Source organism: Vibrio sp. 10N.222.46.A1, from assembly GCF_041473595.1.
GTDB lineage: Bacteria > Pseudomonadota > Gammaproteobacteria > Enterobacterales > Vibrionaceae > Vibrio > Vibrio tasmaniensis_A.
Window position 1 is genome coordinate 1 of record NZ_JBFRSN010000742.1, and the last position, 1,612, is coordinate 1,612.

The 1,612-nt window shown below is 48.3% G+C and carries 2 protein-coding genes; both read right to left on the bottom strand.

Translation table 11 applies throughout. From position 1 onward, the window contains the following. Window positions 1-184 precede the first annotated feature (184 nt). The gene (traF, locus tag AB4496_RS19465; protein WP_372131668.1) at window positions 185-970 is read right to left on the bottom strand and encodes a type-F conjugative transfer system pilin assembly protein TraF; all 786 of its coding nucleotides are present in this window, start codon (window positions 968-970) and stop codon (window positions 185-187) included. A 23-nt stretch (window positions 971-993) separates the two neighbouring features. After that, a partial coding sequence (traN, locus tag AB4496_RS19470; protein WP_372127435.1) for a conjugal transfer protein TraN occupies window positions 994-1,612 on the bottom strand: 619 nt, incomplete at its 5' end.

Genomic DNA, 1,612 nt, shown 5'->3' on the forward strand with positions numbered 1-1,612 from the left:
GCTTTCAAAAAAGAACACCAGGGCATATTGGTTTTGCATGGCAGCGTGTGCGCTGGCGGCATGAATCAAAAAAGCAAGCACAAGGGTACGAAGAAATGGCATAGCGCCTCCTGACGTTTTAGGGGAAAAGAAGAAATAAAAGAAACGGAACATCATTTAAGAGAGCGATATGGATGAAGTTGCTTTAAAAATCCGATTGCTCAAAGTGGGTGGCGACGTTGTAAAAGCGGCCAACTAAATCATTTTGACTGATCCAGCCGTACGCCAGTGGCTTCATCTCTCCAGTGCTTGGGTGCACTAAAATTAATGCCGGTGTAAAAGGCACCGCTATTTTGCCTTGGTTGTGGCGGTTTTCTTTGAGGTGAGTGATGAAGGTTTCATCATTACTGATGCCCAATAATTCAAAATGGTATTGGTCAGCAAACGCTTGAATGGACAGGGCGAGTTGCTGGCTGAGCGTATCTTTTCCTTCATAAACAAAGAAAAAGCCCCATCCGTCTTGTTTCATCTTTTCAACCGCGTCGGTTTTCTTCTTATCCTCCAGTGCTAAATACACTTGTCTTGCCGCTTGCTCTGTCGGATGGTCTTTGGTGTAAGAGAACTCAGGTCTTTCGAGCAGCAGCGCTTTAAAGGTCATGCCTAATTGGTCGGTTTGGTCCGTGATAAAATGATTTAACGCTAAAAACTTCGCGAGCTTGTCTTTATCTTTGGGATGAATGGCCGCGTCGTTTTGCGCTTCAATATGCACAGAGTGAAACCAGGCCATCTGTTCGGTCGCCGATAACGTTTTAGGGCTTGATACGGTGGTTTGAGTGTTGCTTGGTAGCGGCTTAGGTTTGGGCGTTACGGGCATTGCCTTTGGCTCGTTGTACCAGCGCCACCCAGGAGGGGTTTCTTGAGCAAGAGCTGGATGGAGGTGAGTCAGCAGCGCTAGGGTAATGACGCAAAGCAGAGGTTTTTTCATCATCATAGACCTTGATTCCGTGGAGGCGGTTATCCGCCCGTGGCACTTTGAAGTCGTTTCTTGATTTCATCAAAGTTGGGGAGGTTGGTGTTGGCACGCATTTCCGGGTAGAACTCTTTAAAATCAATGTATTCAAAATTGATTTGACCCAGTTCTTCGGGCGTAATAGCGGCGCAGGTGGGATTTTTAGCACTGCCTAACCGTTTACCCAGTTGCTGAAGAGACCCTTGCTCTTGGATGATTTTGGCCAGCTTGTTGTCGTAAACGCAGTAACTGCGCTTTTTACGGGTGCAGACACCCAGCACTTTCTTGGCGCAGTATTGCCCCACGTACAGGGTTAAGCCTTTCTCTTTGGCTTCCCCCAGCGCTTCTTCCGCTTCGCTGCATTTCGCTCCCAATCCTTGCCCCCATCCTGAGTCTTTACAACAATCGTTGAAGCCCGCGAGTTTCTTACTGCATTTCATCGGCTTTCCCGTGAATATTTTGGGTGGGTCGCCGATGTCTTTCACGGCTTCGGCAAGCCCTGCCAGTGCCGCAACGGACTTATCAAAATTGTTATTCAATTTGGGCGCCTCCTCGTAACACTCCCCGTCAAGACAGAAGGAGTGCTCCCCACATTGCAGATCAGTGGCTCGGCATGTCTTCTCA